The following is a 24158-nucleotide window of genomic DNA, read 5'->3' on the forward strand; positions in this document are numbered from 1 at the left end:
ATCTCCTTAGTACGTACGTGCTTTTGGTGGGAACGCTTCACGATGGATAGGCTCCATGTTTACACCACGCTTAGTCATGCTCTCTGACTCTGGGTTATAAAGTGAGTGGCATAGCCATTGCTCATCATCACGGTCAGGGAAATCGAATCGAGCGTGTGCGCCACGGCTCTCTGTACGGAAGTTTGCAGCAACAGCCGTCGCGAATGCCGTTTCCATCAAGTTTTCAAGCTCTAAACACTCGATACGTTGAGTGTTGAACTCTGTAGACTTATCAGATAGATGTGCATTCTTCAGACGCTCGCGAATTGCTTTAAGCTCTTCTAGGCCTTCAGCCATTGCTTTACCTTCACGGAATACCGAGAAGTTATTCTGCATACATTGCTGAAGATCTTTACGGATTTGTGCTGGGTCTTCGCCGTCAGTGCTGTTTTCCCAACGGTTGTAACGCTCTAGAGAACGTTCAATGTCAGCTTCAGTTGCTGGCTTAGCTTCTTCTTGCTTCTTCAGTGTCTCACCTAGGTGTAGACCTGTCGCACGACCAAATACCACCAAATCAAGCAGTGAGTTACCACCTAGACGGTTAGCGCCGTGTACTGATACTGATGCGATTTCACCACAAGCAAATAGACCTTGGATTTCAACATCGCTGCCGTCTTCAGTTTGCTTAATAGCTTGGCCAGAAACTTGTGTTGGGACACCACCCATCATGTAGTGACATGTAGGGATTACTGGAATTGGCTCTTTCACTGGATCAACGTGAGCAAAGGTACGAGACAGTTCACATACACCAGGAAGACGAGATTCAAGTGTCTCTTTACCTAAGTGATCAAGCTTCAGCTTGATATGTGGACCCCAAGGGCCATCGCAACCGCGACCTTCACGGATTTCAACCATCATTGAACGTGCAACAACATCACGACCCGCTAAGTCTTTAGCGTTTGGTGCGTAACGTTCCATGAAGCGTTCGCCGTCTTTATTGAGAAGGTAACCACCTTCACCACGACAACCTTCCGTTACCAATACACCTGCGCCAGCGATACCCGTTGGGTGGAACTGCCACATTTCGATGTCTTGCATAGGAACGCCAGCACGAATCGCCATACCAACACCGTCACCAGTGTTGATGTGAGCGTTAGTTGTAGAAGCGTAGATACGACCAGCACCACCAGTAGCAAGGATTGTTGCCTTCGCTTTGAAGTAGCAAACTTCGCCCGTTTCCATACAAAGCGCAGTTGTACCTAAGATTGCACCATCTTCGTTCTTAACAAGATCCAGTGCATACCACTCAGAGAAAACTGTCGTTTTGTGTTTAATGTTTTGCTGGTAAAGCGTATGAAGCAGTGCGTGACCAGTACGGTCGGCTGCAGCTGCGGTACGAGCCGCTTGCTCACCACCAAAGTTTTTCGATTGACCACCGAAAGGACGTTGGTAAATAGTACCGTTCTCAAAACGAGAGAAAGGTAGGCCCATTTTTTCAAGTTCGATTACTGATTCAGGACCATTTTTACACATGTACTCAATAGCATCTTGGTCACCGATGTAATCAGAACCTTTTACGGTGTCGTACATGTGCTGCTCCCAATGGTCTTCATGCGCGTTACCAAGAGCAACAGTGATGCCGCCTTGCGCAGAAACCGTATGAGAACGAGTAGGGAAAACTTTAGAAAGCAATGCACAAGATAGGCCTTGCTCAGAAATTTGCAGTGCGGCACGCATACCTGCACCACCAGCGCCGATAACTACGGCATCAAACTCACGAACAGGAATAGTCACTTACGCACCCCACAAAATAAACAGACCAGAGAAGAAATATCCAAGAAGAACTGCAACAACACCGACTTGAAGACCAACACGCAATTTTGCGCATTTGATGTAGTCAGTTAGTACTTGCCATAGGCCGATCCACGCATGAACCAAAACAGAAGTAAGCGCTAACATGGTGAAGACTTTAGTGAATGTTCCACCAAAGAATTGCGTCCAAGATGCGTAAGAGATATCACCAGAGAAAGCGCAGAAGCTTACTAGGTAGATAGTGTAAAGCGTCATAATGATGGCAGTTGCACGAATCAATAGATAATCGTGGACACCATTACGACCAAAAGTAGAAACGTTGTTTACCATACTAAGATCCCCGCTAGTAGAGACAATACCGCTGTTGCTGCGAATGCAACCTTAGCGCTCTTAGCGCCAGATTCCAGCTCTTCAAAGTGACCTAAGTCCATAAGAAGGTGACGAATACCACCAGCAATGTGGTAAGCCAAAGCGGTTAAAATGCCCCACAGAATAAACTTCACGAAGAAACCATCGACAATGTCGCTAGCTTCCATAAAGCCTACTGGGGATGAGAGGGAAATGGATAGTAACCAAAGCAAAATTCCAATCGCAACAAAAGTTATCACCCCAGACACACGGTGTAGGATGGAAGCTATTGCTGTGATTGGAAAGTGGATGGTCTGTAAATCTAAATTAACAGGTCTTGTCTTTCTTTCTTTCACGGGCTTGCTCACTCAGCTCCATTGAGCATTATGGTCATTAAATAACCTTATGATATTGTTATGGACAAAATTTGATTGCTAACCTTCAAAATTTAACATTAACTTAACAAATAACTGAAGTTGAGCCTTAGATAATTGTAAAATAGTTGTTAACAGCTCAACTAAGAAAGACACCTCACATTTCTTCTTAGCCTTGCATTTATAAGGTTTTAACCAAACTTTTCAGCGCCACTATACGGCTCGCAACATTCTAATACAATTGATGTAACAAATAATGCTACACAGACCAGATTTTTAACGAATTTAATGTAAAAAACACTAACAAGTGCACACAAAGCTTCAGAAAAATTGACTTTCCCACGTAAGACCAGTAAAAAAATGGCACATAAACATCCTGGACGGATTAAATAATAAACAAAGGAGATTGTTATGGCGGATAAGAAAGCTACCCTTCACATTGAAGGTCAAGCGCCAATCGAGCTGCCGATTACAGAAGGTGTACTTGGTACTCCAGTGATCGATGTTCGTACACTAGGTTCTAATGGTTTTTTCACTTTTGACCCTGGTTTTCTTGCCACTGCATCCTGTGAGTCTCAAATCACTTTTATTGACGGTGGAAAAGGTATTCTTTTACATCGTGGTTATCCAATTGACCAACTTGCCAATAACGCTGATTACTTAGAAGTGTGTTACATACTTCTTTACGGTGAAGCCCCATCTCGAGCTGAATACGAAAAGTTCAAGACTACCGTGACACGTCACACTATGGTGCATGAGCAAATCGCTAGTTTCTTCCACGGCTTCCGTCGTGACGCTCACCCTATGGCTGTTATGTGTGGTGTTGTAGGCGCTCTAGCGGCGTTCTACCACGACTCACTTGATATCAACAACGATACACACCGTGAAATTGTGGCATACCGCCTAATTTCAAAAATGCCAACACTGGCAGCAATGTGTTACAAATATTCAATCGGTCAACCGTTTATCTACCCACGTAACGACCTTGGCTACGCAGAAAACTTCTTACACATGATGTTTGCAAACCCATGTGAAGAGTATGAAGTGAACCCTATCGTTGCTCGTGCAATGGATAAAATTTTCACGCTACACGCTGATCACGAACAGAACGCTTCAACGTCTACAGTACGTCTAGCGGGTTCATCTGGTGCTAACCCATTTGCGTGTATCGCAGCTGGTATCGCATCACTTTGGGGCCCAGCGCATGGCGGTGCAAACGAAGCTTGTCTGCGCATGCTTGAAGAGATTGGTAGCGTAGATAACATTGAAGAATACGTTGCGAAAGCAAAAGACAAAGATGACCCATTCCGTTTGATGGGCTTCGGTCACCGTGTTTACAAGAACTACGATCCGCGTGCAACAGTAATGCGCGAAGCGTGTCACGAAGTACTTAAAGAGCTGAACATCCAAGATCCACTGCTAGATGTAGCAATGGAACTTGAGCGTATTGCTCTTTCTGATGAGTACTTTGTGTCTAAGAAGCTATACCCGAACGTAGATTTCTACTCAGGTATCATTCTGAAAGCAATCGGTATTCCAGTATCTATGTTCACTGTAATCTTCGCGATGTCTCGTACCATCGGTTGGATTGCACACTGGAACGAAATGCACAGCGATCCAACGAACCGTATCGGTCGTCCTCGTCAGCTGTACACTGGTGAAGAACAACGTGACTTTAAAGCACTTCACGAGCGTGAATAGTTGCGATAAGTCATAACGTTAAAAAGGGTTGATGTGAAAGCATCAACCCTTTTCTTTTATACGAGATACGAGATACGAGATACGAGATACGAGATACGAGATACGAGAAGGTTTGAACATTAACCTAACCTCGCAACAACACTAATCAATAGATTCCAAGCTTATCTCAAAGACGGATACAAATTTACAGTGACTCGTATCCTTCACATCACATCTGCTCTTAAACTGGATTGTCGATATCAATAAACTCAACATCCAAGCCATGTTCTTTCTCTAACCATTCACCTAGCGCTTTCACACCGTAGCGCTCAGTCGCATGGTGGCCAGCAGCAAAATAGTGAATGTCTTGCTCGCGTGCTGAGTAGGTCGTGCGCTCTGAGATTTCGCCAGAGATAAATGCATCAATACCTTGAGAGGCAGCTAGCTCAATGTAATCTTGGCCACCACCGGTGCACCAACCGACAGTCGTAATCATTTTATCTTGGTTCTCTGGCGCAATATGCAGTGGTTTTCGATTCAGAACTTGATCGATTTTTTCTGCAAATTCAGCCCCTGTCATTGGTGCTTTTAGTTTACCAAACATGGCAACTGACTGCGGGTGTCCTTCCAAGCCACCTTCGACTTCTATCTCAAGTAACTCTGCCAATTTCGCGTTGTTGCCAAGCTCAGGATGGATATCGAGAGGTAAGTGATAACCTAGAAGATTAATGTCATTCTTAATCAGAGTACGAATGCGCTTGCCCTTCATACCTCGAATCGCTTCTGACTCGCCTTTCCAGAAAAAACCATGATGGACTAACAAAGCGTCTGCGTTCAGTTCTACCGCTTTATCAATCAAGGCTTGCGAAGCTGTCACACCAGTAACGATGCGCTTCACTTCTGTTGTGCCTTCTACTTGAAGGCCATTCGGACAGTAGTCTTTAATCTGCTGTGGCTGCAGTTTTTCGTTAAGTAGCTTTTCTAATTGTAAGTTATTCATTTTTATTTCCAGCTCACCTTTATAATAACGTCGTTATATCAATTTACGGGTTGAATGTCGAAAGCCCTACCACTCTGTTTGTGAACAACAGACGACTGAAGTTTACGAGGAACCGATGACTGAACTGCAACGTTTTTACCAATGGGTGATTGGCTCGCCACCGCTACTCGAAATCAAGCCGCCAATTTCTGATCTCAGTGCTTTCTCAAGCCACCAAGCACTCGACGAATCACATACTTATAATGGTAATCCTAGATTAGGCTTCCTATATCAGCACCTGTGTGAACAAGTCATCGGTGTTTCGGATAATTATTCAATCAAGCACGATGAGATTCAGATTAATGTTGAGGGAAGAACACTCGGCGCGATCGACTTTATCCTTGAAGATGTGCAAAACCAAAAGCTAGAGCATTGGGAAGTAGCAATTAAGTTTTACCTACTGCATGAACAGACATGGTTTGGTCCGAACTCTCATGACCAGTTAGACAAGAAGCTCGATAGAATGCTCAACCACCAGCTTGGTATGTCGTCTTCAACGGCCTTTCTTGAACAATACCCAGAGATCGATGTCGACTCAAAACATCTCCTCATGCAAGGTCGCCTATATACCAACCCATTCTTAGAGCAAAACGTACCTGCTACATGTTTGGGTTACGACATTAATCCAAGCCAAGTAAACGGTTTTTGGTGCTATCAAGATCAAGCTCATCTAATCACTGAAGCGCTCTACCCTCTCACTAAAGAACAATGGGCTGCTGGGACGGATGATTTTAGCGGCAAAGCTATCACCGAGTTCGGTGATAGCTTCGTCCATGTACAAACTAAGTCGGGACAGTTCTGGTTTGTGATGCCACAAAGCTGGCCATACGGCTAATCCATTCGTCATTGAATTGACTTAGTCTTCGTAGATTACTGACAGACAAATAAAAAGGGCTGATGCATTCACATCAACCCTTCTTCTATTTACCTAACGACTCTAGTAATCGAGATTCGATTATAGACCAGCGGCTGCAAATACTTGGTTAACAATCTCTTGAGCTTCTGCCTCGATTGCTTTTAAGTGCTCTTCACCTTTAAAGCTTTCACAGTAGATCTTGTAGATGTCTTCAGTGCCTGATGGACGAGCAGCAAACCAACCGTTCTCGGTTGTCACTTTAAGGCCACCAATCGCTGCGCCATTACCTGGAGCATGTGTTAAGCGAGCAGTAATTGCATCACCAGCAAGCGTCTCAGCTGCAACCATCTCTGGAGACAGCTTTTTAAGCACATCTTTTTGTGCGCCATTCGCTACCGCTTGAATACGGTTGTACTTAGATTCGCCGTGTTTAGCAGCAAGCTCTTCGTAGTATTCTTGTGGGTTCTTACCCGTTACTGCTGTGATCTCAGCCGCAAGTAGGCAAAGAATTAGGCCATCTTTATCTGTTGACCAAGGCGTACCGTCTTTACGTAGGAAAGAAGCACCTGCACTCTCTTCACCACCAAAGCCAAACTGACCGTTGTATAAACCATCAACGAACCATTTGAAGCCAACTGGTACTTCACAAAGTTCGCGACCTAAGTCAGCAACTACGCGATCGATTAATGCACTTGATACTAGTGTCTTACCAACAGCAACGTCTTTACCCCAACCTTCACGGTTACGGTATAAGTAATCAATACAAACCGCTAAGAAGTGGTTTGGATTCATCAGGCCTTTTGGTGTCACGATGCCGTGGCGATCGTAATCTGGGTCATTACCAAACGCGAGAGCATACTCGTCTTTAAGCGCCAGTAGACCTGCCATTGCGTATGGAGAAGAACAGTCCATACGAACCACGCCATCTTTATCTAGAGACATGAATTGGAATGAAGGGTCAACCGCTTCACTTACCAGAGTAAGGTCTAGGTTGTACGCCTTACCAATTTGGCGCCAGTAATCAATACCACTGCCACCCAGTGGATCAACACCAATCTTGATGTTTGCTTTCTGGATCGCTTCCATATCTACGACGTTAACCAAGTCAGCGACGTATGGCGCCACTAGGTCGACTTCTTTCACTAGCTCAGACTGTTTAGCTTGTGCGATAGGCGTGCGCTTAACACCTTGCATTTGCTCAGCAATAATCACGTTCGCACGGTCTTCAATTGCTTGAGTCAATTCAGCTTCAGCCGGGCCACCGTGTGTCGGATTGTATTTGATGCCGCCGTCTTGAGGTGGGTTATGCGAAGGCGTGATAACAATGCCGTCTGCTTTTTTGTCATTCACTAGGTTGTGCGTAAGAATCGCATGCGAGATACCAGGTGTTGGAGTAAAGCCATTGTTTTCTTGAATAATAACTTCAACACCGTTCGCAACAAGCACCTCGATAACAGTAGAGAATGCAGGCTCAGATAGAGCGTGAGTATCTTTACCTAAGAAAAGCGGACCAGTTGTACCTTGCTCGGCACGCACTTCAGCAACGGCTTGTACAATCGCTAGAATGTGGTTTTCGTTAAATGTTGATTTGTCTGCTGTACCGCGGTGACCTGAAGTACCGAAAAGTACTTTATGATCTGGGTTTGTCGCATCCGGTTGCTGTAAGAAATAGTTAGCAACTAAAGCCGGGATATTATGAAGATCTTCCTGCTGAGCTTTTTGCCCAGCACGAGGGTGCATAGCCATTTTTCGACATCCTTATATATAAAATTTAAAAACAAAAAAACCTCATAATATCTTCTTATCCATGGATATTATGAGGTTTAAATCAGATTTCGTTAAATTGAACCTGTTACTTTTTCTATCAATTCTGCTTGGAAGCTCATGCGGCTCATTAGCTGCTCAACCATCTGTCTTTTTCGACTTGTATTGTTATTAGTAATAACCCAAAAAGGACTGTTTGGAATAGCTTTAGGCTTAGTCGTGTTACCATTTGCTAGCAACGTTGCTTCGTTATCCGCAAAGTAAACGCGCTTACGGCCTTTTACTTGAGTTGCTTCTGAAAAGCTTAAAGGGTCGATTTTATGCAGTGTTGATAACACAAGCATGAAACGATCAATGGCTTTCTTTAGTGATGCAAACTCATCTGATATTAGTAGTGAGCGCATTTCTTTAACGCCATCGAACTTCTCTGGAGTAAAGCCTACCTCTTTGCTAACAACGATACCTTTTGGCTCAACGATCTCTTCGATCGGAGCCATGCCTTGGCTATCAACCTGTAACAAGCGGCGCAGAATATCTGAAGCGCTTTCGCCAATACGTTCTGTCTGACCCGCAATAAAACGGTATAGGTCCTCATCAACCTCAATTGTTTTCATTCGCTTTTCACAATCTCAATGTTTAAACTCTGGGGGATTATAGCGAGATCCGCGCGGATACTCTACGTCAAACCCACCATGAATAAGATAAAAATGTCAGTACAGCTCAACTATAAAATTGAAGGTGAGGGTCACACCATTGTTTTGATCCATGGATTGTTCGGTAATCTGGACAACCTTGGCTTGCTCGCTAGGGATCTAAAAGCCGATCATCAGATACTTAGTATCGATCTCCGCAACCACGGTCAATCCTTTCATAGTGACACTCATAACTATCAAGCGATGGCACAAGACGTGGCTCAACTGCTGCATGATCTTAAGTTAGAAGACGTCACTGTGATTGGTCACTCTATGGGTGGCAAAGTCGCGATGGCACTGACACAGCATCTTACACTGCACAAGTTGATTGTCTTGGATATGGCGCCGGTCGCTTACACTCTAAATCGCCACGACAACGTATTCGCTGGCCTACAAGCCGTGATTGAAGAGAAACCGACCTCACGCTCAGATGCACTGAGGGTTCTCGCAAAACATATCGAGATTGATGGAGTTCGCCAGTTTTTGACCAAATCTCTATTCAAAGCAGAGCAAGGCATCATGGAATGGCGTTTCAATGTTGCCTCGTTATTGAACAACTACCCACACATTATTGGTTGGGAACCGATCGACAAAACCTCGGTCAAAACTCTGCTAATAAAAGGTGGGAATTCTGACTACCTCACCGCAGAACATCAAGCAGCCGTACAGCAGCAATTTACCAACGCAAAAGCGCACGTCATTGCCAACACGGGTCACTGGCTGCATGCTGAAAAACCGGCAGAAGTACTTAGAGCGATTAGAAAATTCATCGCTTAACTGCACTTTTTCGTACAGATAAATGAGAACTGTGTAATTACTGCAGATTAACTTTATCTCACAACAGTGATATAGTGCGCCCAAGCAAAATTGGTATATAAGGTTCCCATGCTTTACGACTACATGAACATCATCGAATCTGTTGGTTTAGATATCCTGTTTGCCGCGATTTTCTTTTTAATCGGTATGGCAATTAAGGACGTTCTCAAGCAGGGAAATGTTCCTGCATTTGGTCGTCGCATCGTATGGTTAGTACTTTTCCTTGGCTGTGCGGGTTTTATCGCCAAAGGGATAATCCAACTAAGCTGGGAAGGAACTGGGATCTAACGATTCTCTTCCGAACTTTATTACACCGACAACAGACAAAATGAAAGGTAATGATTCTATGGCAAGTGTAGGTCTCTTCTTTGGTAGCGATACAGGTAACACTGAAGCTGTTGCTAAGATGATTCAAAAGCAATTGAGCAAGCAGCTCGTTCACGTTCAAGACATTGCAAAAAGCAGCAAAGAAGATATCGATAATTTCGATCTACTGCTGCTTGGTATCCCTACGTGGTACTACGGCGAAGCACAATGTGATTGGGATGACTTTTTCCCAGAGCTAGAAGCTATTGATTTCTCAACTAAGCTTGTTGCTATCTTTGGTTGTGGTGACCAAGAAGATTACGCAGAATACTTCTGTGATGCTATGGGTACTATCCGTGACATCGTTGAGGCGAAAGGCGGTACTATCCTAGGTTACACATCAACTGAAGGCTACGAATTCGAAGCATCGAAAGGTTTAGTTGAAGGCGATGACAGCCAATTCGTTGGTCTATGTATCGATGAAGATCGTCAACCTGAACTAACTGATGAGCGTGTATCTAACTGGGTTAAACAAATCCACGAAGAAATGTGCCTAGCAGAGCTAGAAGACTAATTCTCTAGCGGTTGTTAATTGTTACAATTAATGACAACTATGTAGATATGAAAAAACCTCCTTATGGGAGGTTTTTTGCTATTTAAAACCTAGGAATTAACACTCAGCTTCTAATGCTTCGTCATCATCTCTAAATTGCGGCTTCTTTCTTACATAAAGGGTGCGTTGAATTTCTGATACCACATTTCCCTGCTCATCTTTGACATAGATAATAAACTCAGGAAAACACTTCTCACCGAGTTGTGTCTGACGATAAATCTCATCAAGTTGCCCTTGGCTTATTTCGAAATCTGCATATAAATCAGATTGCCCCGGTTTGATAAAGTTAATGCTCGCTTCCTTGTCCCAAACATAATATCGCTCACCCAAAATTCCCATTAACATCAAAGAGTAAACAGGATCAGTCAGGGAAAAGATGCTGCCTCCATATTGAGTACGATTGGCATTTTTATTCCACCAACGTAGCTTGAGCACAGTTTTAACTACCCTGAAGTCTGGGCTGATATGAGCTATTTTGATCCCTGCTCCCCAGAACGGAGGCCAGATATTAAGAGCGAATCTTACAATGTTTGGTTTGTATATTCTTGCGAGCTGCTTATTCATAACAACATTCCGTGTTCATATTAGAAATACCGCCACCCTGACTGGTCGTACCTCCACTATAAGTGAGATACTTCCAATTTACAAAACAGATTGTGATGTTGATTAGTAACCCTTTGAAGTTCGTGGTTTATTGTTATGCCTGACTAAACTATAATGGTATTAATATTGAATTCTGTTAACTGCTGCAGATCATCAACAGGAAAGTATATGTCAGACAATAATCAAGCGCTAAAAGATGCTGGTCTTAAAGTGACCCTCCCAAGGCTCAAAATTTTAGAAGTATTACAACAACCAGACTGCCAACATATTAGTGCTGAAGATTTATATAAAAAGCTGATCGACCTAGGTGAAGAGATCGGGCTTGCGACCGTTTATCGAGTATTAAACCAATTCGATGACGCTGGCATTGTAACTCGCCACCACTTTGAAGGCGGTAAGTCTGTATTTGAACTTTCAACACAGCACCACCATGACCACTTAGTGTGTCTAGATTGTGGCGAAGTGATCGAATTCTCTGATGACATCATTGAAGAAAGACAAAAAGAGATCGCTCTACGTTACAACGTTAAACTGACTAACCACAGCTTATACTTGTACGGAAAAAGCATTAGCGGGGATTGCAAAGGCAACCCAGACGCGCATAAAGCGAAAAAATAATACAGAACGCTGGCTTAGGCCGGCGTTTTTTATTTGGATCAATGCCCTATTAAGATTCATATCAGCTTGGTTCATAATTTGTTATTTTATTCAGACACAAAAAAACCGGCTCTAAGCCGGTTTTTTATTTGGTCGTTTTGAACAAACCAAGTACTCAAGCATTAAGCTTCCGTTTTACCCCAGGTATCACGTAGGCCAACCGTGCGGTTGAATACCAACGCATCTGCTTTAGAGTCTTTTGAATCTACACAGAAGTAACCTGTACGCTCAAATTGGAAACCTTGCTCTGCAGCCGCTTCCGCTAGGCTAGGCTCAACAAAACCGTTCAACTTAACCAGAGATTCTGGGTTGATCGTTGCAGCGAAATCATCCGCAGCAGCAGGGTTTGCCACAGTGAATAGACGATCGTACAAACGAATCTCAGCAGGCAGCGCTTTATCAGCAGATACCCAGTGGATAACGCCTTTCACTTTGCGGCCATCTGCAGGGTTCTTACCCAATGTTTCGTTGTCGTAAGAACAGAAGATAGTCGTAATGTTACCTTCTGCATCTTTTTCGATACGTTCAGCTTTGATCACGTAAGCGCCACGTAGACGAACTTCTTTACCTAGAACCAAACGCTTGTACTTCTTGTTTGCTTCTTCACGGAAGTCATCACGCTCAATCCACACTTCACGAGTAAATGGTACTTCACGAGTGCCCATTTCAGGTTTGTTCGGGTGGTTAGCAACCGTTAGTGTCTCTACTTTATCCGCATCGTAGTTTTCAATCACGATCTTAACTGGATCCAGAACGGCCATTGCTCGAGGTGCATTTTCGTTCAGATCGTCACGGATACAAGACTCAAGTGAACCGAATTCAATCATGTTCTCTTGCTTAGTCACGCCAATACGCTTACAGAATTCACGAATTGAGCTTGAAGTAAACCCACGACGACGCAAGCCAGAAATAGTTGGCATACGTGGGTCATCCCAGCCTTGGACTAGGTTTTCAACCACAAGTTGGTTTAGCTTACGCTTAGACATCACCGTGTATTCAAGATTCAGACGGCTGAACTCGTACTGACGAGGTTGGCAATCGATCGTAATATTATCTAAAACCCAGTCGTATAGGCGACGGTTGTCTTGGAATTCAAGAGTACAGATAGAGTGCGTAATGCCTTCCAGCGCATCAGAGATACAGTGAGTGAAATCGTACATTGGGTAAATGCACCATTTGTCACCTGTCTGATGGTGGTGAGCAAAACGAACACGGTAGATAACAGGATCACGCATTACCATAAATGACGAGCTCATGTCGATCTTAGCACGTAGACACGCTTTACCTTCTTCAAAGCCACCGTCGCGCATTTTTTCAAACAACGCTAGGTTCTCTTCAGGGCTACGATCACGGTATGGACTCGCTTTACCTGGCTCTTTTAGCGTGCCACGGTACTCACGGATTTGATCAGGACTTAGCTCGTCAACATACGCTAAGCCTTTATTAATTAATTCCACAGCATAAGCGTAAAGCGTATCGAAATAGTTTGATGAGTAACAAATATCACCAGACCATTCGAAGCCTAACCAGCTTACATCATTCTTAATTGACTCAACGTATTCAACGTCTTCTTTTTCAGGGTTTGTATCATCGAAACGAAGATTACATTGTCCCTGGTAGTCCTGAGCAATACCAAAGTTCAAGCAAATAGATTTAGCGTGACCAATGTGCAGGTAGCCATTTGGCTCCGGCGGGAAACGAGTATGCACGCTACTGTGTGTACCATCCGCTAAATCTTTATCAATAATTTGGCGAATGAAATTCGATGGACGAGCCTCAGCTTCACTCATCTATAGCACCTCTATGTATTTAGTATTGTCAGAGAAAGTTATCTTTCGTCTCAAAGAAAACGGTCGCGTATCGCGCCAGTCAAAGATAGAAAGATCATTGTTGCTAATCATCCACAATTCTTCGCCTTTGCACAATAAGAACCGTTCGTTAATTACGATTATTTCTGCTATTCGATGAAGAATAGAACGAACCACGTTCACAGGTCTTAAACGACAGGCACAAAAAAGCCTCCCATGTGGGAGGCTTTCAATTTGACACTTACTTAAGAGTAGCTTTACGTCTTAATTAAGTACTTCCCTTACTATGGAAGTTTTACATCAGATAGGTCTTCGCCTGCACCGATAGCTTTCATTTCGCCAGCTACGATTTCAGCTAGTGGGCCAAGGATAACCTGTAGGTTGTTTTCACCTAGTTTAACCACACCTTTAGCACCTAGTTTCTTAAGAACAACTTCATCTGCAACAGAGCGGTCTTTAAGAGTTAGACGTAGACGAGTGATACAAGCGTCGATTGAAGTTAGGTTGTCGTGACCACCTAGAGCTTTCAGGTATTGACGTGCAAGGTCGCCTTTTGGTGCTTCACCTGCAGGAGCTGCAGCAGCTTCGTCGTCATCTTCACGACCTGGCGATTTCAAGTTGAAAGCGCGGATTGCGAAAGAGAAAGTGAAGAAGTATAGAGCACCGAAACCAAGACCGATTAGTAGTAGTACGAATGGTTTAGTTGCTAGACCCCAGTTCAATACGAAGTCGATAAGACCAGCAGAGAAACCGAAACCGTGCAGAGTACCAAACATGTTAGCAACTACTAGAGACAGACCAGTAAATACAGCGTGCATTGCGTATAGAGCAGGAGCTAGGAATACGAACATGAATTCTAGCGGCTCTGTGATACCTGTTAGGAATGAACAGAATGCAACTGAGAATAGTGCGCCACCAACTTGGCTACGTTTTTCAGCAGGAGCAGCTAGGTACATTGCAAGTGCAGCACCTGGTAGACCGAACATCATTACAGGGAAGAAACCGTTCATGAATACGCCAGCGCCTTTATCGCCACCGAAGAAACGGTGTAGGTCGCCAGATTTAACAGTTTCAGTCACTTCTTTAACTACAGTAGTGATTTCTGGAGTTACAGAGTTAGCGAATGTGAATGTGTGCTCTTGGCCAACAACTAAAGTTTTAGCCAGTGCTGGGTCAACACAAAGTTGAGTGATGTTAGCGAATGCGCCTTGACCAGCAACGATGATTTCTTGACATGTACCCATACCGAACCAGAAGTATGAGTTCAATACGTGGTGTAGACCTACAGGGATAAGTGCACGGTTAAGAGTACCGTAAACGAATTGGCCGATAGCGCCAGACGTTGATACTGCATGAGCAAGTGCGTCTAGACCAGATTGAACACCAGGCCAAACCACACCAGACACAGCACCTGCAACGAGTGCAAATAGACCGGCCATGATTGGTACTAAACGTTTACCCGCGAAGAAAGCTAGCCATTCTGGAAGGCGTGTCGCGTGGAAAGCATTGTAAGAGTGGCCTGCGATGATACCTGCGAAGATACCGCCGAAGAATGACATGTTAACGTCTGCGTTAATTGTCGTTGCTGTAGCAGTTAGTACGAAGTAAGCAACTGCACCTGCAAGACCTGCTGCGCCGTTACCGTCTTTAGAAAGACCAATCGCGATACCTAGACCAAAGAGCAATGGTAGGTTACCGAAGATAGCACCACCAGCTTGCGCCATGAATGGAATATCAAGTAGATCGCCTTGACCTAAACGTAAAAGAAGCGCCGCAATCGGAAGCGTTGCGATTGGTAGCATTAACGCCTTACCAAGCTTCTGTGCATATCCTAGAATATTCACCAGTTGTTTCCCCCTATAGGATTTTTTAGAATTCGTTTGAGAAACTTATTTTAGTCGCTCAATTTAGTCCTATTCAGTGTATTCAATTAATTTTGCTCCGCAAATTAAAACCTTACCATTTGTGATCCTAATCACCAGTTTTTACCAAATCCAGAGGTTTTTGCTAGCGAGATCATAAAACTTATTTTATCATTCAAAAAAATGAACATTTATAGATAAAATCCAAATCTAATCATTAGGCAAAAAGATGGTACCTCCGGGTTTACAAAGCCCCTAGAACAATCATTATCAATAAGCCTAAATGTATAATAACAATCAATTGTTCATATATTTTTCAACAACTTAAATAGCTTTCCAATTTAAAGCCGTTTGCCCATAAAAGATAAATCGTTACGTAAATGATGCTCGCAAACTAAGTCCACATTTAGGTAACGAACGAATTTAAAAGATCTCACGAAATAAGGATTAGCTGACTATGTACGCGCTAAGTAACTGTAAAATTTACACTGGTAGTGATGTTCTAACCGATCATGCTGTTGTAATAGAAAACGAACTGATCAAAAAAGTCTGTCCTATCTCTGAATTGCCAGAAGGAATTGAGGTTCGCGACCTAGATGGAGCAAACCTAAGCCCAGGTTTCATTGACCTACAATTGAATGGTTGTGGCGGTGTGATGCTTAACGATGAGATCACTGCAGAAACCATGCAGATCATGCACAAAGCAAACCTCAAATCTGGCTGTACTAGCTTCTTACCAACGCTTATCACCTCTTCAGATGAAGATATGCGTGCGGTTATCGCGGCAGCTCGTGAATACCATAACCAGTACCAAAACCAATCTTTGGGTCTGCACCTTGAGGGTCCTTACCTAAACGTTGCGAAAAAAGGCATCCATAGCGTCGACCACATTCGTAAGTCTGACAGCGAAATGATTGAGCTTATCTGTGAGAACAGCGACCTTGTTGCGAAAGTAACACTGGCTCCCGAGCTTAACGATCCAGAACACATCGAACGCCTACACAAGGCCGGCGTTGTCGTTTCTATCGGCCACACTAATGCAACTTACGCAGAAGCGCGCCAAGGTTTCGAATCTGGTATCACGTTCGCGACTCACCTGTTTAATGCAATGACCCCAATGGTTGGTCGTGAACCAGGTGTGGTTGGCGCTATCTACGATACACCTGAGGTGTACGCAGGCATCATCGCCGACGGTTTCCACGTTGATTACGCAAACATCAGAATTGCGCATAAAATCAAGGGAGAAAAGTTGGTATTAGTGACGGATGCCACAGCTCCTGCAGGTGCTGACATGGAATACTTTATTTTTGTCGGTAAGAAAGTATATTACCGTGATGGTAAGTGTGTTGATGAAAACGGCACACTGGGCGGCTCAGCTCTAACTATGATTGAAGCAGTTCAGAATACAGTTGAGCACGCTGGTATCGCTTTAGACGAAGCTCTTCGCATGGCTACTCTATACCCAGCTACGGCTATCGGTGTAGAAAGCAAGCTAGGTCGAATCAAAAAAGGCATGGTTGCAAACCTAGCTGTATTTGACCGAGACTTTAACGTTAAAGCGACTGTTGTTAATGGACAATACGAGCACAATTAAGTATGAATGGCGGACAAATAGGTAACGTAGACTTAGTTAAACAACTAAACAGTGCGGCGGTATACCGACTAATAGACCAACAAGGGCCTATCAGTCGTATACAAGTGGCTGATGTAAGCCAACTCGCACCGGCAAGTGTTACAAAAATTACCCGCCAACTTTTAGAGCGCGGCCTAATTAAAGAGGTTGCGCAGCAAGCGTCTACTGGCGGTAGACGCGCTATCTCCCTAACCACAGAAGTAGAACCTTTTCATTCTGTCGCTGTGCGCTTAGGTCGAGACTACATTCAAATAAGCCTGCATGACCTTGGTGGTCGTGAATTGGCTTTCCAACAGCAAGACCTGAACTATTCTAACCAATCAGACCTTACCCAAGGCTTGGTCAATAACCTAAAGGCTTTCATTGCTGAACATCAACCAAAGATCGACCAACTGATTGCCATTGGTGTCACTCTTCCAGGCTTGGTTAACCCAACGACAGGTGTCGTTGAGTACATGCCTAATACAGACATCGATAACCTCGCATTGAGCGACATTATTCGCGATACATTCCATGTTGCTTGTTTTGTTGGTAATGACGTTCGAGGAATGGCGCTTGCTGAACACTACTTTGGTGCAAGCAAGGACAGTCAAGATTCTATTTTGGTCAGTGTGCACCGTGGTACAGGTGCAGGTATTATCGTTAATGGTCAGGTTTTCTTAGGCCACAACCGTAACGTGGGTGAAATTGGTCATATCCAAATTGATCCGCTAGGCGAGCAATGCCAATGTGGTAACTTCGGTTGTCTTGAAACGGTAGCAGCAAACCCAGCTATCGTTGAGCGTGTACAGAAGCTGATTAAGCAGGGCTATGAGTCTTCTTTAACAGAGCTTGAACAGATTACGATTCAAGATGTTTGTGACCACGCGATCAATGGTGATGAGCTAGCGAAGCAAAGCTTGGTTCGAGTAGGAAACCAGTTAGGTAAGGCTATCGCGATGACGATTAACTTATTTAACCCACAAAAAGTTATCATCGCTGGTGATATTACCAAGGCACAAGAGATTGTTTTCCCTGCAATTAAGCGCAATGTAGAGAATCAGTCGTTAACGACTTTCCATAGCGGCCTGCCTATTGTAGCATCACAGATCGATAAACATCCTACGATGGGAGCTTTTGCTATGATTAAGCGCGCCATGCTCAACGGTGTGTTGCTGCAGAAGCTTCTCGAAGACTAGAGAAAAACAATTCTGATTTTCCGCGGGCCGTGTTTGTATAAACACGGCCCGTTTTTTTAAGCTAGGGAACTACAACAACAAGTTATGGAACTTATATTAATATCCACTGCGTTTATCGCAGGATTTATTGCTTTAAAGTGTCAACTTCCTCCATTAGTTGGTTTTTTGGTCGCAGGTTTCGGGCTCTTTGCCCTAGGCTTTGAAACTAATGACACCATCATTACCTTGGCTGACCTTGGTGTCACCCTGCTCCTATTTACCATTGGCCTAAAGCTCGACATCAAAACTCTGCTCTCTAAGGAGATCTGGGCTGGCGCAACAATCCACAACCTTTTATCTACTCTGTTTTTTGCCGTCGCCCTATTTGGTTTTAAATTCTTAGGTATTTCATCCCTCGCTGCCATGTCGATAGAACAGATCGTTCTACTCGGGTTTGCCCTTTCATTCTCTAGTACCGTATTCGCGGTGAAGTCTCTGCAAGAGAAAGGGGAAATGAACGCGACCTACGGCACGCTAGCGATTGGTATACTGGTCATGCAGGATATCTTTGCAGTGGTCTTTTTGACCGCATCGACGGGTAAAATTCCAGAATGGTACGCCATCGCACTCTTCGCTCTACCTTTCTTACGTCCCTTGTTTTACAAAATCCTCGACTGGGTTGGACACGGTGAAATGTTGGTGCTTTTCGGTATCTTCTTCGCATTAGTTGTCGGTGCTGGCTTGTTCCAATTTGTAGGTGTAAAACCAGACTTAGGCGCCCTTATCCTAGGGATGTTGCTAGCCGGTCACCCAAAGGCTTCAGAGCTGTCGAAGTCGCTGTTTAACCTCAAAGAACTGTTCCTCGTCTGCTTCTTCTTGAATATTGGCTTGTCCGAAGAACCGACTATTCAAGGCTTTATGCTTGCAGTCTTGTTCTTATTGTTACTGCCAGTAAAAGGCATTCTCTACTTCTTGGTACTCAACCGATTCAAGTTTCGTGTTCGAACGTCTCTACTCGCCTCTCTATCACTGTTTAACTACAGTGAATTTGGTCTTATCGTCGGCGGCCTTGCCTTTAAGATGGGTTGGATGTCTGGTGACATTTTGGTGGCTCTGGCGATTGCAGTATCACTCTCTTTCTTAATCGCAGCACCTCTCAACAAAGCGGGTCACAAGCTTTATCAACAGTCTGGGCGCTGGTTAAAAGAACACGCTGCCGAGAAGCTTCATCAACGTGATAAACGAATTGATCCGGGTCGAGCACAAGTACTTATCCTCGGTATGGGACGTATCGGTACTGGTGCCTACGACGAATTGCGTTCACGCTACGGTAAAGTCAGCTTAGGCGTTGAAGTTCGTGAAGAAGCAGCCCACAACCACAGAAGCCATGGAAGAAACGTGATTTCTGGCGATGCAACTGACCCAGATTTCTGGGAACGAATTCTAGATACAGCAAACGTGAAACTGGTGATTTTAGCGATGCCGCATCACCAAGGTAATCAAACTGCTCTAGAACAACTAAAGTCACGTAACTTTAAAGGCCAAATTGCGGCTATTGCGGAATATCCTGATCAGCTCGAAACACTAAAAGAGAATGGTGTTGATGCAGCATTTAATATTTACAGCGAGGCTGGTAGTGGTTTTGCACGTCACGTTTGCGAACAGTTAAACCCAAACATCAATAAAATCTAGTATTAAACACGTTCTATTAAACCTCTCAAAATTGCCTATTTTTTTACACTTTTGAGAGGTTTTTGTTTAAAAAACCAACCGCAATTAAACGCCAAACACAAAAAACACATAATAATTAGATAATTTCTAATAGAACACGCTTTATATTATTTTTTTGCTCACATCCGGTTGCTTTTTTTAGCCAGAATGGCAAATTGAATGCAGTTGATTTGGAAATTATTTAAAAGGAAGTTCTATGTGTTCAGTATTTGGCATTCTCGACATTAAAAGTGATGCCGCAGCACTTCGCCCTATTGCTTTAGAAATGTCTAAAAAGCTTCGTCACCGTGGTCCAGACTGGTCTGGTATCTATGCAGGTGAAAAAGCAATCCTTGCTCATGAACGTCTTGCTATTGTTGGCTTGAACAGTGGTGCTCAACCGCTATACAGCCAAGACAAAAAGCACATTCTTGCAGTGAACGGTGAAATTTATAACCACAAAGAACTTCGCGCACGCTATGAAGATAAGTACCAGTTCCAGACTGATTCTGACTGTGAAGTTATCCTAGCGCTATACCAAGAGATGGGTGCAGACCTTTTAGAAGAACTTAACGGTATTTTCGCATTCGTTTTATACGACGAAGAGAAAGACGAATACCTAGTGGGCCGCGACCATATCGGTATTATTCCGCTTTACCAAGGTTACGATGAGCACGGCAACTACTACGTTGCTTCAGAGATGAAAGCATTGGTTGAAGTATGTAAGACGATCAGTGAATTCCCTCCAGGTAGCTTCTACTCTTCGAAAGATGCAGAACCTCAACGCTACTACATACGCGATTGGAACGAGTACGCTGCAGTACAAGGCAATAGCACAAGCAAAGAAGAACTGACTGAGGCGCTAGAAGCAGCCGTTAAGCGTCAGCTAATGACTGATGTACCTTACGGTGTACTTCTATCTGGTGGCCTTGACTCATCAATCACTTCAGCCGTCGCTAAACGTTTTGCAGCAATGCGTATCGAAGATGATGAACAATCTGAAGCTTGGTGGCCACAACTGCACTCATTTGCTGTTGGCCTTGAAGGCGCGCCAGATCTTATCGCTGCTCGTGAAGTTGCGGACAAAATCGGTACTGTACACCATGAGATGACTTACACCATCCAGGAAGGCTTAGACGCAATCCGTGATGTTATCTACCACATCGAGACTTACGATGTAACGACGATTCGTGCATCAACGCCAATGTACTTGCTTGCTCGTAAAATCAAAGCAATGGGCATCAAAATGGTACTGTCTGGTGAAGGTGCTGATGAGATCTTTGGTGGTTACTTGTACTTCCATAAAGCGCCAAACGCGAAAGAATTCCACGAAGAGACAGTACGCAAGTTGCTTGCTCTAAGCATGTTCGACTGTGCTCGTGCAAACAAATCGCTTGCGGCATGGGGTGTTGAAGGCCGTGTACCATTCTTGGATAAAGAATTCATCGATGTTGCAATGCGTCTGAACCCTGAAGACAAAATGTGTGGTAACGGTAAGATGGAGAAACATATCCTACGTGAATGTTTTGAACACTACCTACCAGATTCAATCGCGTGGCGTCAAAAAGAGCAATTCTCTGATGGTGTTGGCTATGACTGGATTGACACATTGAAAGCAACAGCTGAGGCAAAAGTAACGGATCAACAAATGGAAGCTGCTAAGTTCCGTTTCCCTTACAACACACCTACAACCAAAGAAGGTTATGCATACCGCGAAATCTTTGAGGAGCTATTCCCTCTAGAGTCGGCAGCAGAATGTGTACCAGGTGGGCCTTCAGTTGCTTGTTCATCAGCAAAAGCGATTGAGTGGGATGAGTCATTCAAAAACTGTGTCGACCCATCAGGCCGTGCAGTGCAAGCCGTTCACAACGATGCTTATAACGCTTAGAACGTTCTCAACAAATCCTAAAGACTAAAAAAGGCGCATTATGCGCCTTTTGTTTTAAGCCTATTTTTTATTTCTACAGTTATGCACGAGCTCGTAGTGCTTCGTTCTCAATACTGACTGGAACCACTTGGCTGATCATTTTGACCAGCATAATCGAGCGAGATTCACCGTCTTTCTGATCAAAGATAGCTTCGACCCCGGCAAACTGACCACTCTGAATTTTAACTACCTGACCAGATTCAAACTCAACACAACAATCTTCAACTTCGTTGCTGAAGCACTTCTCAAACTCTTTTAGCTCAAATATCAAGTCACCTTGAACTTCATGTGGTAGTGCACCGAACTTAATAAAATCGACTACACCGCGCGTTGAACGAACTGTCGTAAAGCTAGGGCCTTGTTCATAATCGAAGCGGACAAAAACGTAAGATGGAAACAGCGGCTCTTTGACCTGCTTTTCTTTCCCTCTGACCACTTTTTCAACTTCTATTTGAGGGTAAAAGCACTCTACCCCCTGATTTTCTAGGTGCTGTTGAGCGCGTTTTTGATCACCACGCTTACAGTAGAGCAAATACCAACGTTTCATTTAACTAGCCATTTTCTATTTTTAAGTATTTTACCACATGCCTAAAACGGTTGAATCACCATTAATAAAATCAATCGTTACTAGCAAGAAATAATGCGTAGCAGGCCAATTTATCAACAAAAAGTTATCGATGTCGAAAGTGGTTAAGCATTGTACAGGGATCATATAGAGATCAAAAGGCTCAATGTTGTAAGCCTATGTACGTGCCAATTATAAGAATATCATACCGTTTAAAATTAAAACAATGCACCAGATCAATACATCCGATCGATTTCATTTAATAGGACTTTTAAAAAGATTATTAAGCAAACAGCTCAAATCTGGAAAATTAGTTTGCAGCACGCCCAAAATGGGCAACACCAAAAGCAAATGCCCTTAATATCAATTACTTACATAAATTAGGTTATCGTAACCATAAAAGATGCCTATTGCAGACTTTTATCCCACTGTGTATACATGAATGACTATAAAATCTTTTAATACCTAAAATTAGTAAAACTTATGCCAAGCAATCACAACATCTTTGGCCACCCTAGAGGCCTATTTCTACTTTTTAGCACAGAACTATGGGAACGTTTCTCTTACTATGCGATGCGTGCCATCCTTGTTTTATTTTTGACTGACACTACCCTCAACGGTGGACTTGGTTGGTCAACGAAAGACGCACTCGATCTCTACGGTATTTACACCGGCTTAGTCTACATCACACCGTTAATCGGTGGTTGGATTGCCGATAATTACCTAGGACAACGTAAATCGATACTAATCGGTGGTGTATTAATGGCGCTGGGCCAATTTACACTGGCTCTGCCTAACGGTTTCATCGGTTTAGACCAAGTGAGCGCTCTATACCTAGGTTTGGCGCTGCTTATCAGCGGTAACGGTATGTTTAAGCCGAACATCTCAACCATGGTTGGCGACCTGTACCAAGAAGGCGATAACCGCCGCGATGGTGCTTTTACCATTTTCTACATGGGCATTAACTTAGGTGCACTACTGGGTGGCCTAATCTCAGGCGCAGCTGTCGATTCATTCGGTTGGAAAGCAGGTTTCTTAGCCGCTGGTATTGGTATGGTTATTAGCTTGATCATGCAAATGACAATGGCTCAATCTTGGTTAGGCAATATCGGTTCTGTGCCAGCCGCTGCACGAGCGAAAGCACTGAACAAATCCAAAGAAAAAGCACCACTGACTAAAGAAGAATTCGACAGACTAAAAGTTATTCTTATCATGGGTCTGTTCGTGATTGTTTTCTGGGCGGGCTTTGAACAAGCAGGCGGCCTGATGAACATCTACACTCAGCAATATACTGACCGTATGATTGGTGACTTTGAAGTTCCTGCAGCTTGGTTCCAATCTTTGAACCCATTCTTCATCATTACACTTGCACCAATCATTGCTGCGTTCTGGGTGAAACTGGGCAAGCGTGAACCTAACTCCCCTGTTAAGTTTGCGATGGCTTTGTTCTTCTTAGCACTAGGCTTCGTCTGCATGATGGGGGCGGTAATGGAGCAAGGCGGTGACCTAACAGTGAAAACATCAATGCTGTGGTTAGTCGGTGCGTTCTTCTTCCATACCCTTGGTGAGCTTTGTCTATCACCTATTGGCCTGTCGTTGGTCACTAAGTTAGCTCCGCTTCGCCTAGCATCGTTGATGATGGGTGCATGGTTTGGCTTCAATGCGGTTGCAAACTACGTTGCAGGCTTAGTGGGTTCTCACGTTGGTGAACTTGGTGCAATGTCTATCTTCAGTGGTATCGCAATCACAGCAACGGTGAGTGGCGTATTGCTACTGCTTTGTGCTGGTAAGCTTGTATCATGGATGCATGGCGTAGAAAGCAATATGACGCTTGAAGCAGAGCCAAAAACTGAACAAGTAACAAAAACGTCTGCTGCTTAAATTCTCAAGCTGTTTCCACAGGAAATATCATAATCAAAAAGGGCTGCTCATTGAGCCTGTCTCTTATACACAAATC

The 24158-nt window shown here is 43.9% G+C and carries 21 protein-coding genes; 11 read left to right on the top strand and 10 right to left on the bottom strand.

The genetic code is table 11. The features are described 5' to 3' along the window. Positions 1-6 precede the first annotated feature (6 nt). From sdhA to sdhC, 3 genes are read right to left on the bottom strand one after another with little or no spacing between them, the layout of a single operon-like run. Complete coding sequence (sdhA, locus tag BCT34_RS15075) at positions 7-1773, bottom strand: succinate dehydrogenase flavoprotein subunit (RefSeq protein ID WP_076654551.1); 1767 nt, start codon at positions 1771-1773, stop codon at positions 7-9. Next, positions 1774-2121, bottom strand: a complete 348-nt coding sequence (sdhD, locus tag BCT34_RS15080; RefSeq protein WP_010436768.1) for a succinate dehydrogenase, hydrophobic membrane anchor protein — start codon at positions 2119-2121, stop codon at positions 1774-1776. Further along, positions 2115-2507, bottom strand: a complete 393-nt coding sequence (gene sdhC / locus BCT34_RS15085) for a succinate dehydrogenase cytochrome b556 subunit (RefSeq protein ID WP_019820486.1) — start codon at positions 2505-2507, stop codon at positions 2115-2117. Before sdhC ends, sdhD begins: the two co-directional genes overlap by 7 nt. Positions 2508-2924: 417 nt before the next feature. Between sdhC and BCT34_RS15090 the strand changes: the two genes are divergently transcribed. Further along, positions 2925-4214, top strand: coding sequence for a citrate synthase (locus tag BCT34_RS15090; protein WP_076654550.1), 1290 nt, complete (start codon positions 2925-2927; stop codon positions 4212-4214). A gap of 220 nt (positions 4215-4434) precedes the next feature. Here BCT34_RS15090 and BCT34_RS15095 read toward each other — a convergent pair whose 3' ends face one another. Next, positions 4435-5193, bottom strand: coding sequence for a Nif3-like dinuclear metal center hexameric protein (locus tag BCT34_RS15095; protein ID WP_076654549.1), 759 nt, complete (start codon positions 5191-5193; stop codon positions 4435-4437). 115 nt (positions 5194-5308) lie between these two features. Here BCT34_RS15095 and BCT34_RS15100 point away from each other — a divergent pair, with 115 nt between their 5' ends. Further along, entirely contained in the window at positions 5309-6067 is a 759-nt protein-coding gene (locus tag BCT34_RS15100; protein ID WP_076654548.1) for a DUF1853 family protein, read from the top strand. Between the two features lie 120 nt (positions 6068-6187). On the opposite strand, the gene pgm is transcribed toward BCT34_RS15100, so the two are convergent. Further along, on the bottom strand, positions 6188-7834 hold the full coding sequence (gene pgm / locus BCT34_RS15105; protein WP_076654547.1) for a phosphoglucomutase (alpha-D-glucose-1,6-bisphosphate-dependent): 1647 nt from the start codon (positions 7832-7834) through the stop codon (positions 6188-6190). Positions 7835-7926: 92 nt separating this feature from the next. Continuing rightward, on the bottom strand, positions 7927-8466 hold the full coding sequence (gene seqA / locus BCT34_RS15110) for a replication initiation negative regulator SeqA (RefSeq protein ID WP_076654546.1): 540 nt from the start codon (positions 8464-8466) through the stop codon (positions 7927-7929). Between the two features lie 93 nt (positions 8467-8559). Here seqA and BCT34_RS15115 point away from each other — a divergent pair, with 93 nt between their 5' ends. The 3 genes from BCT34_RS15115 (at position 8560) to fldA (ending at position 10240) form a co-directional block, all read left to right on the top strand. Beyond that, the gene (locus tag BCT34_RS15115; protein ID WP_076654545.1) at positions 8560-9321 is read left to right on the top strand and encodes an alpha/beta fold hydrolase; all 762 of its coding nucleotides are present in this window, start codon (positions 8560-8562) and stop codon (positions 9319-9321) included. A gap of 108 nt (positions 9322-9429) precedes the next feature. Next, positions 9430-9648, top strand: a complete 219-nt coding sequence (locus tag BCT34_RS15120; RefSeq protein ID WP_076654544.1) for a DUF2788 domain-containing protein — start codon at positions 9430-9432, stop codon at positions 9646-9648. A gap of 58 nt (positions 9649-9706) precedes the next feature. Next, positions 9707-10240, top strand: a complete 534-nt coding sequence (gene fldA, locus BCT34_RS15125; RefSeq protein ID WP_004737899.1) for a flavodoxin FldA — start codon at positions 9707-9709, stop codon at positions 10238-10240. A 96-nt stretch (positions 10241-10336) separates the two neighbouring features. On the opposite strand, the gene BCT34_RS15130 is transcribed toward fldA, so the two are convergent. Continuing rightward, positions 10337-10843, bottom strand: coding sequence for a DUF4442 domain-containing protein (locus BCT34_RS15130; protein ID WP_076654543.1), 507 nt, complete (start codon positions 10841-10843; stop codon positions 10337-10339). 207 nt (positions 10844-11050) lie between these two features. Between BCT34_RS15130 and fcrX the strand changes: the two genes are divergently transcribed. Further along, entirely contained in the window at positions 11051-11500 is a 450-nt protein-coding gene (gene fcrX / locus BCT34_RS15135) for a ferric iron uptake transcriptional regulator FcrX (protein WP_076654542.1), read from the top strand. A 161-nt stretch (positions 11501-11661) separates the two neighbouring features. Here the strand turns inward: fcrX and glnS are convergent, their stop codons facing one another. Then, positions 11662-13329, bottom strand: coding sequence for a glutamine--tRNA ligase (gene glnS, locus BCT34_RS15140; protein WP_076654541.1), 1668 nt, complete (start codon positions 13327-13329; stop codon positions 11662-11664). A gap of 302 nt (positions 13330-13631) precedes the next feature. Further along, the gene (gene nagE / locus BCT34_RS15145; RefSeq protein WP_076654540.1) at positions 13632-15191 is read right to left on the bottom strand and encodes an N-acetylglucosamine-specific PTS transporter subunit IIBC; all 1560 of its coding nucleotides are present in this window, start codon (positions 15189-15191) and stop codon (positions 13632-13634) included. A gap of 475 nt (positions 15192-15666) precedes the next feature. On the opposite strand from nagE, the gene nagA reads away from it, so the two are divergent. The 4 genes from nagA to asnB all read left to right on the top strand — a co-directional run bounded on the left by nagA (position 15667) and on the right by asnB (position 21597). Continuing rightward, complete coding sequence (nagA, locus tag BCT34_RS15150) at positions 15667-16803, top strand: N-acetylglucosamine-6-phosphate deacetylase (protein WP_076654539.1); 1137 nt, start codon at positions 15667-15669, stop codon at positions 16801-16803. A gap of 2 nt (positions 16804-16805) precedes the next feature. Further along, complete coding sequence (locus BCT34_RS15155; protein ID WP_076654538.1) at positions 16806-18020, top strand: ROK family protein; 1215 nt, start codon at positions 16806-16808, stop codon at positions 18018-18020. A gap of 84 nt (positions 18021-18104) precedes the next feature. After that, complete coding sequence (locus BCT34_RS15160) at positions 18105-19691, top strand: cation:proton antiporter family protein (RefSeq protein WP_076652824.1); 1587 nt, start codon at positions 18105-18107, stop codon at positions 19689-19691. Positions 19692-19926: 235 nt separating this feature from the next. Continuing rightward, the gene (asnB, locus tag BCT34_RS15165) at positions 19927-21597 is read left to right on the top strand and encodes an asparagine synthase B (protein WP_076652827.1); all 1671 of its coding nucleotides are present in this window, start codon (positions 19927-19929) and stop codon (positions 21595-21597) included. A gap of 79 nt (positions 21598-21676) precedes the next feature. Here asnB and rfaH read toward each other — a convergent pair whose 3' ends face one another. Then, entirely contained in the window at positions 21677-22183 is a 507-nt protein-coding gene (rfaH, locus tag BCT34_RS15170) for a transcription/translation regulatory transformer protein RfaH (RefSeq protein ID WP_076652829.1), read from the bottom strand. Between the two features lie 501 nt (positions 22184-22684). Between rfaH and BCT34_RS15175 the strand changes: the two genes are divergently transcribed. Beyond that, positions 22685-24082: a peptide MFS transporter gene (locus tag BCT34_RS15175; RefSeq protein ID WP_076652832.1), complete on the top strand. Its 1398-nt coding sequence runs from the start codon at positions 22685-22687 to the stop codon at positions 24080-24082. Positions 24083-24158 lie beyond the last annotated feature (76 nt).

It is taken from the genome of Vibrio sp. 10N.261.45.E2 (genome assembly GCF_002875705.1).
Taxonomy (GTDB): Bacteria; Pseudomonadota; Gammaproteobacteria; order Enterobacterales; family Vibrionaceae; genus Vibrio.

Excerpts from the sequence above, each read along its gene's own strand:
- sdhD (WP_010436768.1), bottom strand. The coding sequence starts at position 2,121 with ATGGTAAACAACGTTTCTACTTTTGGTCGTAATGGTGTCCACGATTAT.
- BCT34_RS15090 (WP_076654550.1), top strand. The coding sequence starts at position 2,925 with ATGGCGGATAAGAAAGCTACCCTTCACATTGAAGGTCAAGCGCCAATC.
- BCT34_RS15095 (WP_076654549.1), bottom strand. The coding sequence starts at position 5,193 with ATGAATAACTTACAATTAGAAAAGCTACTTAACGAAAAACTGCAGCCA.
- BCT34_RS15100 (WP_076654548.1), top strand. The coding sequence starts at position 5,309 with ATGACTGAACTGCAACGTTTTTACCAATGGGTGATTGGCTCGCCACCG.
- pgm (WP_076654547.1), bottom strand. The coding sequence starts at position 7,834 with ATGGCTATGCACCCTCGTGCTGGGCAAAAAGCTCAGCAGGAAGATCTT.
- seqA (WP_076654546.1), bottom strand. The coding sequence starts at position 8,466 with ATGAAAACAATTGAGGTTGATGAGGACCTATACCGTTTTATTGCGGGT.
- BCT34_RS15115 (WP_076654545.1), top strand. The coding sequence starts at position 8,560 with ATGTCAGTACAGCTCAACTATAAAATTGAAGGTGAGGGTCACACCATT.
- BCT34_RS15120 (WP_076654544.1), top strand. The coding sequence starts at position 9,430 with ATGCTTTACGACTACATGAACATCATCGAATCTGTTGGTTTAGATATC.
- fldA (WP_004737899.1), top strand. The coding sequence starts at position 9,707 with ATGGCAAGTGTAGGTCTCTTCTTTGGTAGCGATACAGGTAACACTGAA.
- BCT34_RS15130 (WP_076654543.1), bottom strand. The coding sequence starts at position 10,843 with ATGAATAAGCAGCTCGCAAGAATATACAAACCAAACATTGTAAGATTC.
- fcrX (WP_076654542.1), top strand. The coding sequence starts at position 11,051 with ATGTCAGACAATAATCAAGCGCTAAAAGATGCTGGTCTTAAAGTGACC.
- glnS (WP_076654541.1), bottom strand. The coding sequence starts at position 13,329 with ATGAGTGAAGCTGAGGCTCGTCCATCGAATTTCATTCGCCAAATTATT.
- nagA (WP_076654539.1), top strand. The coding sequence starts at position 15,667 with ATGTACGCGCTAAGTAACTGTAAAATTTACACTGGTAGTGATGTTCTA.
- BCT34_RS15155 (WP_076654538.1), top strand. The coding sequence starts at position 16,806 with ATGAATGGCGGACAAATAGGTAACGTAGACTTAGTTAAACAACTAAAC.
- BCT34_RS15160 (WP_076652824.1), top strand. The coding sequence starts at position 18,105 with ATGGAACTTATATTAATATCCACTGCGTTTATCGCAGGATTTATTGCT.
- asnB (WP_076652827.1), top strand. The coding sequence starts at position 19,927 with ATGTGTTCAGTATTTGGCATTCTCGACATTAAAAGTGATGCCGCAGCA.
- rfaH (WP_076652829.1), bottom strand. The coding sequence starts at position 22,183 with ATGAAACGTTGGTATTTGCTCTACTGTAAGCGTGGTGATCAAAAACGC.
- BCT34_RS15175 (WP_076652832.1), top strand. The coding sequence starts at position 22,685 with ATGCCAAGCAATCACAACATCTTTGGCCACCCTAGAGGCCTATTTCTA.